Source organism: Burkholderia alba (assembly GCF_034721475.1).
GTDB lineage: Bacteria > Pseudomonadota > Gammaproteobacteria > Burkholderiales > Burkholderiaceae > Burkholderia > Burkholderia alba.
On record NZ_JAWJWL010000070.1, the window covers coordinates 1 to 6988 of the forward strand.

The following is a 6988-nucleotide window of genomic DNA, read 5'->3' on the forward strand; positions in this document are numbered from 1 at the left end:
AGGCGAAGACAACAAAAAAGAGAGCAGAAAAACCAGCGGGTAACGAAGAGTTATCCACACCGGAATAGATGTACTACCCTGTCTCGGGGTGGGTCAGATTTAGATGAAATCGGTGGGTTAAGACTCTGTGGAAATCAACAGGCTGCGTGCACTGCACGAGAAGAAGCCAAAGGTTCCTCCGGCACCGCAGGCGGATGACGAGCCGGCTAAGGCCGCTGCTGGCGCTATTGTCGAGTTGAACGCTCGCATCACCGAGGTGGAAGCTCAACTAGCTAGCGCCCAAGCCGAGGTAGAGGTGCAACGTGCACGTGCCCGCTCCATTGATGATGTGGTTCAGCGTGTTACCGCCCTGCAGAAGTATGTGGACGACGTTAGAGAGGACTTGACGAAGCGGCTCTCGCCCCTTGGTCTCAAGGTGGGTGATGTTGTCCAGCTCACCGTCAACACTGCGCCGCTGTCGGATCTGGAGGTGACCACGAAGACCAAGCTTGCCGAGCAGCAAGCTTTGCTTCAGCCTGGTGTCGAAGGTGCTCTGCCGGCGCAGCTTGCCAAGCTTAAAGCTGATTTGGCTCAGGAACAGTCCAAGCTTGACGGGCCGATGCGCGCGCATCAAGAGGCGTTGGCTGCTCAGCGTGCCTGGGAGGAAGAGTGGGGTGCCGCTGTCGGCGCGGCGGACAAAGATGAGTCCTTCCGCGGTAAGTGGCATCGCCTCAAGAACATCCCGGCCCAGCGTGCGGAGCTGGCCGAGCTGCGGAAGAAGCGCGTTCAGCTATCTGTGTCGATTTTGTCGACCCTGCACAAGCGCGCCGAGGTCCTGAAGGGGCTCTTTGCTCCGGTGCAAGCCTTGGTAGATGACGAGCCGCAGATTCGCGAGGCACTCGGGGTGCAGTTCTCTGTGCGATTCTCGTTTGACGCCTTCGCCACGCGGCTCTTCGACTTTATCAAGCAGAACGTTGGCTCGTTCGTGGGCCTGGAAGAGTCCAAAGCTCTGGCCGGCAAACTCTTGGCATCGCACGACCTCACGACTGAGGCCGGCCTGACTAACTTCCTGGCTGAAGTGGACGAGGCGCTGACCCATGACATTCGTGGCGGGCAGCGCAGGCCAGTGTCCACGGTAACGCTCCTACGCGCGGACCGAACAGCCGCGCAGCTTTACGACTTCCTCTACGGACTCGACTACGCGGACCTCAGCTACGGCCTGATGCTGGGCAGCGTCGAACTCGAGCGGCTGTCTCCTGGTCAGCGCGGCGCACTGCTACTCATCTTCTACCTTCTCGTCGACCGGGACCGGATCCCGATCATCTTGGACCAGCCCGAAGAGAACCTCGACAACGAGACGGTCTACAATTTGCTGGTTGGTGTGATCACGAGGGCTAAACAGCACCGGCAAGTCGTGATGGTCACCCACAACGCCAACCTTGCCGTGGCCTGCGACGCCGAGCAGGTGATTGTCTGTTCCATGGAGCGGGATGGCTCAAACAAGATTTCCTACGAGGCGGGTGCAATCGAGGAGCTGAACTTGAACCGGTCCGTTGTGAACATCCTGGAGGGAACGAAGCCTGCCTTCGAGAATCGTCGCCGCAAGTACCTCTGAGATTCAGAGCGAGAAGGCCATACCAACTCTTGCACACACCGGCGACTCGGCGGATTGGCAAGTGAAGGTCCGCTTCCTGCGAATGATGATGTCACCGACCAGACCTAACATGTTGCACTCAAGCTAGAAGCGGACATTCCATGGAAATACGTTATGACCGCTTCTGGCTGCTTAGGGACGGACGAGCAGGCGAGCCACGCAAGCTACGTGCGCGTGCGCTTGTCCGGATGTCGGCGTCGGTGCGCCAGTTCGGAGGGCCGTGCGAGTCGTCCGTGCAGCAGATATTTTCCTCTGATCTGCATGAATAGCACAATGCGCGACCACGCCCAGGCCGACCTCGCGAGGTCTTCCGAGAGCCAGGCGATCAGTTGCTCCCGCCAGCAAGCAGGTGGCACATCGACGGGACGGTGGGGCGCATTGGCAAGCCATCCGGCCAGGCCAACGGCTGGCATGGAGGGCGTATCGTCGGAGGCGCATGTCCGCGAGAAGCCGTACCAGCTGATCGACCAGCCGAGTGCCGTCGCATGATCTGCGGCCATGTCCCGGGCGCGGACGACAAATTCATCGTGGCGGTTCGCCCATGGCAGGCGTGCGGCGGCGATCCGATGCGTGTCGCCAAAGAGTCCGTGCCCGACGCGCTTCAGAACATGTTCATACACCAGAAAGTCATCGCCGAAGTTGGGCCAGTCGTCCCGAGTGTAGGGCATTCCCCCGGTTTGCCGATCGTCGCCCGGCAACGTCGCAACCCGATCTAACCATGCCTCCGCCCGAACGCAATGCCGCCCCAGCAGTTCTTCGGGTGAAGGCGGAGGTACATCGTAAAGCCGGTTCAGCAGCCGCATATGTCGGGCCAGACACGCCATCCGGATTTCGATTCCTGGCGCCGGCCGGGATACAAACCGCCCGGTTACCTGGTCGCGAGGCTGATACGGCGAGGTGGTAATAGGCACCATCGCGCTGGCGACATGGGCCTGCCAGCGTCGGAGCATCCGGGCAGCGCGGCCCATGACCGGTATGCAACATCCGGCGGGACGATCCAGCGCCGGGACCCAGCGGGTACTGCAGCGGGCACACGACAGCGGGTGCGTTGCCATACTACTGTTGAGCAGATACGGGATGGGCGCGCCGCATTTCCGGCATCCTCGCCGCAGACGACTTCCATGCACAGGGCATCGTTCGATGAATCGCCATTGAAACCACGCCGCGTGGAAACCCAGCTCGAGACACGCGGGGCAATAACGCAATTCGGTCGCCGCCCATACCAGTGCCGGGTGGCCGTTGAAAAGACAGAATCCGTCACGTGTGGACGTTTCGGGAATCTCAAGAACGCGGGCGAGCTTGGCGGGCTCAAACCGGTCGGCCCGTCGAACGTCTACGCCAGTAGAAAACGCTTCGCCAGCCCGGACCGTAACGAGGCCGGCCAGGGCGTGCAGCGACAGCCGGTTGAACAGCGAGAATTTCGACAGTCGCATCCACATCGACTCGCCGTCGCTGCTCCACTCGGGTCGGGTGGTGTAGCTCGTCAGGGTGGTGCGTGTCGGCAACACCCGCGACTGCCAGAAGTTGTCGATCCAATCCGGTGGTACGGTAGTGCGACCGATACTCATGACGGCGAGCGATGCTCAGCGCCGCGTGATCGCGGACAGGATCGGGCGCCCCGCCTTTTGCGCCACCACATAGCGACTACGTTCGACCATCTCACTCCAGAACTGGGCGTCAAACTTCAAGGTCTCACTGTCGCAGGCTGAACTGAGCAGCAGTGCTGCCTCGACTGCGGCAGTGAAGTATTTCATCGGGATCTCAGCCGGGCCGTCCAGATTCGCCTTGATGTGTGCGTCCTCGAACGCATCCCATAGCCGGGCGGCGGATTCTCCAATACGCAGGCCCGCCGCGTACGCCTTTGGCACGAAGAACCGTACGTAGTTCCAGCCCGAATTCGCGGGATATTCGCCGTTGTCATAGGCCGAGAGAACGGCAGCGCATTCCGCAGCGGAGACAATCCCCCGAAACGCAAGCTCCTCGACCATGAAGCGCGCGACAATCTGTTCCTTGTCCTGCGCCTGGAAGACCGATTTCTGAGCGAGCAGTTGCGGTTGTCCGACCAGGAAAGTGAACAGGCGCAACGCGTTGTTCTCCATTTCGTCGTGCAGGTCACGCAGCCATTCATACTCGATTTCGCGCAGATTCTGCGCTTCGTCGGCGAACAGTACGACACGATCGTCGCCTTTGTTATCGGCCACCTGCCGCAGCTTGTGCAGGAGGCGGCCGCGCAGTGCCGCCTTGGAGGCGCCGCTTTGCGCGGGATGCTTGACCGTGTGCAGCAACGCCGAAAAGAAATTGTTCTCCGATGCTGTTTGTGAGCGGGCGCAACGCATCGTGTACACCGATACCTTCGGGTGCCGGATCTCAAGATCCCGGCGAATGAACTCGATTGCGTAACTCTTTCCAATGCGTGGGCGACCATGTATCAGTGCCCCGGTGATATAGAGAAACAGACATTCATCGATGAGCGTGCGGAAGGCGGCAATGGACGGCGTAGGAACCCGGTAAATGCGCCGTCGCAGCGGATGTTCGTCCAGCGCAACGGGTCGGTAAATGTCGTTGGACATGGACGCTCTCCCTGTCAGCGGTTTTGCACCTTCAGATCGCCAAGATCAACTGGCACAACTACCGTATCCGCCTGTCGCTGCCGCGTCGGTGTGGAAGGCGTGTGGGACGCCGCGGCTGATACAGCGTCTGGTCCGTCGGAAGGTGCCACCTGCGAAAGTTGCATGACGGTAGTGGCCTGTTTGCGACTATGATTCCTGATGCGCCGTTGCGCTTCGGAAAACACGTGCACCGGATCCTGCTCGCCGACAAACCTGAGCTTGCCCAGGCGGCGCTGTCGCAGGATATGCTTGCGCAGCCGCAGTGTGTGCCGGCTGTAGCGCCAGCCCTCGAGTACGGCAAGGCGGCCGAGTTCAGCGCCGTTGGGTAGGTATGCCCATGCCTCACGCATGTCGCTGGGATTCGGATAGACGCGAATTTTCTCGCCGCTGAGTCCGGACGTGCGCTGTAACACTTCGTTGCTGTACCGCGCGCCGTAAAGGCTGATGTACGGGGCGACGCCGCGTGCGACGTTGCCCCGCACGGTACAGAGATGAACGGATTGCAGCTGGTGCAGCCGGACGCGCTGTAACTGGGGCAGCGTACGCACCGGAGCCTCCTGATGCGCAACGGCCAACTGCAACGCTTCGAGCGGCGTGCGCCCGTTCAAACCGTCGTGCGGTGTTGCGTGATAGTTCGCGATAGTCACATCCAGCAACTCTTCGAGCTCCGGCAACGTTATCAACTGCCCGACTGATACGCGTCTACCACGCTGGCCCGCCGGGTCTTCGGGGTGGCGGCCAGTGGTGCCGACCACTTGCCTGGACATGCGATCGGTGAGGGTCAGGAAGAAACGCTCGATGAAGGGTCGTGTGGTCGGCGCCGCAACAGGGCCCGCTTCCAGCCGACAACCAACAAACTGGCAGACCGGTAGGAAGGTCTCTTCGGTCAGGTGCGCCGCGGCGTTATCGACCTTCAGGACATCCCAGCAGGCGTAAGCGACTTCCGGACAGACTTCTGTCGCGAAGCCTGCCGTCGGTCGGTACGCCAGCCCCGCAATGAGTAACTGGTCGCGTTTGCGTCGCGGTCGCAGCGCGTCCTGCAGTACCGTCAGCACGTCATGGTGGTTGTATTCGGGCGCGGGTACGACCTGCCAGCCCAGCACGATGCGGGTGCAGACATCAATCAGCGTGACCACGAACAGGCGCTCCGTCTCGAGATCAACGCTGACACCGGACGGTTCGGCACACCGGACACGCAGGCGCAGGTCCAGTTTGTGGCCATCTAGTTCGACCGCAGAAAATGGCCGGATCGTGACATCCCACGCGCGATCGCGACTATCAAGGTGGCGTATTGGGACCCGCGCTTCGAGCCGCCGCTTCACCCAGCGCGCCAGTGATCGATAGCCCATCTCATCCTGGCTGAGCGGATAGGCCTGCATGCCAAGACCTGCTTCCCGGCAGGCCGCGATCAGCTTTGACTGAACATTGCGCAGGCCATAGAGTCGGCCATTTTGGGCGATACCTAACGTACCGGCGCCAATTTCCCGTTCCAGTATCTGCGTCAGTTGCGGCAGTCGTTCGAACAACTGCCCCATGGCACCCGTCAGACCTCCGTGCTGCGTGCGGCGAACAGCTGGCACGATACGCCGGTAGCGTTTTGTCCTTATATGCGGAATGAGTCCGCGAAAGCCTTGGATCCTACCATCGGGATGGGAAGCAAGACATCGTTCAAGCAGGCGCGTCAGGGTGCCACGGTTGATGTCGAAGTCCCGCTTCAGATCAGCAAGTGGGGTACCGCGCAAGTACGCCTGGATCGCCCTCTCACGTTGCCGGTAAACCGGCAGGCGCTCAGGATCAATCGCAGCTGGATCGACGCCCGGCCACGAGCTGCAGTCTGTCAACGGCTCGGGGATGTCACTCCGCTTCATGTGTTTCCCCATGACGATATCTGCTCACCCGTATGTACCGGCTGAACGCGAGCGTGGTCAAGTCGGGACTGATGAGTTGACCGCCATGCAGTCCGGCGATTATCGCTGTCCGCACAAGGACAGGATCGATGCGGGAGAAGTGCTGCTCGGCCTCATCAATGGTTGTCGGGCGATCGAAAAACTGGATGACGTTCGCAAGCAGTGCCTGGTCGATCAGGCGACTCCCCGTTGCCAGATACGGAAGCAACGACATCCAGTTCTGGATCCATATGCAATGGTGTTCGATATCTTTGCAGGAAATGGTCTCGACGTTGGAGACAGCTTGCGTGGCCTGGCTGGCCAGGTGCGGATCATGGACACGTGCCTCATCGACATTGTCGTCAACCATCAGCCACTGCTCTGCTCCGTCACGCATAACCCAGAAGTCAGCGATTGGCTGCGTCGCCGGTTCGACAGATAGCACGGGTCGCTCGCAGTAGGTCGTCACGCTGGGATTGGCCTCGAGCATGACCCACAGGTGAACTTGTGTCACCGAGGCAAACTTGACGGGGCGTTGGAGTTTCGGTGCCCACGCGTGATGCAGCGTCTGCTTCGGAAGACGTTGAACGGGTGCGGGAACAGGCTCTCTCATGGCAGCAAGTCGGGCTGGCAGCACTGTTCCAACTTTAGTTCAATTTCTCGAAAAGTTACAAGTTTAAGTCAATCAGGATTGACACAAAGATGGAACCGAGAGTCTCCCCGTTCCATGGCTGGCGCAGGTTTGCAGCCTGTCAGACGGTTCCATCTTTAGTTCGATTGACAGCAGAGCCGGTTGGTGGTCGATCTCAAGCGAGACGGACGGCGCAAGTACGACGAGGATGCGAAGCGCGAGTTGATAC

5 protein-coding genes are annotated in these 6988 nt (G+C 60.4%); 1 reads left to right on the forward strand and 4 read right to left on the reverse strand.

What is annotated here, in order from left to right:
- Nucleotides 1-127: 127 nt before the first annotated feature.
- On the forward strand, nucleotides 128-1594 hold the full coding sequence (locus tag RZR99_RS31595) for a hypothetical protein (RefSeq protein WP_323123646.1): 1467 nt from the start codon (nucleotides 128-130) through the stop codon (nucleotides 1592-1594).
- Nucleotides 1595-1797: 203 nt separating this feature from the next.
- On the opposite strand, the gene RZR99_RS31600 is transcribed toward RZR99_RS31595, so the two are convergent.
- The 4 genes from RZR99_RS31600 to RZR99_RS31615 are packed head-to-tail and all read right to left on the reverse strand — an operon-like array spanning nucleotide 1798 to nucleotide 6741.
- Nucleotides 1798-3201 carry a hypothetical protein gene (locus tag RZR99_RS31600; protein WP_323123647.1) on the reverse strand — a complete coding sequence of 468 codons (1404 nt, stop codon included), beginning with the start codon at nucleotides 3199-3201 and terminating at the stop codon, nucleotides 1798-1800.
- A 15-nt stretch (nucleotides 3202-3216) separates the two neighbouring features.
- Nucleotides 3217-4203, reverse strand: a complete 987-nt coding sequence (locus RZR99_RS31605) for an ATP-binding protein (RefSeq protein WP_251108062.1) — start codon at nucleotides 4201-4203, stop codon at nucleotides 3217-3219.
- A 14-nt stretch (nucleotides 4204-4217) separates the two neighbouring features.
- Nucleotides 4218-6110 (reverse strand): integrase, encoded by a 1893-nt coding sequence (locus tag RZR99_RS31610; protein WP_323123648.1) that lies wholly within the window; start codon nucleotides 6108-6110, stop codon nucleotides 4218-4220.
- The gene (locus RZR99_RS31615) at nucleotides 6097-6741 is read right to left on the reverse strand and encodes a hypothetical protein (protein ID WP_251108060.1); all 645 of its coding nucleotides are present in this window, start codon (nucleotides 6739-6741) and stop codon (nucleotides 6097-6099) included. The genes RZR99_RS31610 and RZR99_RS31615 overlap by 14 nt, the downstream gene beginning before the upstream one ends.
- Nucleotides 6742-6988 lie beyond the last annotated feature (247 nt).

Bases quoted from the DNA above. Each gene is read 5' to 3' on its own strand.
- RZR99_RS31600 (WP_323123647.1), bottom strand. From the start codon at position 3,201: ATGAGTATCGGTCGCACTACCGTACCACCGGATTGGATCGACAACTTC.
- RZR99_RS31605 (WP_251108062.1), bottom strand. From the start codon at position 4,203: ATGTCCAACGACATTTACCGACCCGTTGCGCTGGACGAACATCCGCTG.
- RZR99_RS31615 (WP_251108060.1), bottom strand. From the start codon at position 6,741: ATGAGAGAGCCTGTTCCCGCACCCGTTCAACGTCTTCCGAAGCAGACG.
- RZR99_RS31610 (WP_323123648.1), bottom strand. From the start codon at position 6,110: ATGAAGCGGAGTGACATCCCCGAGCCGTTGACAGACTGCAGCTCGTGG.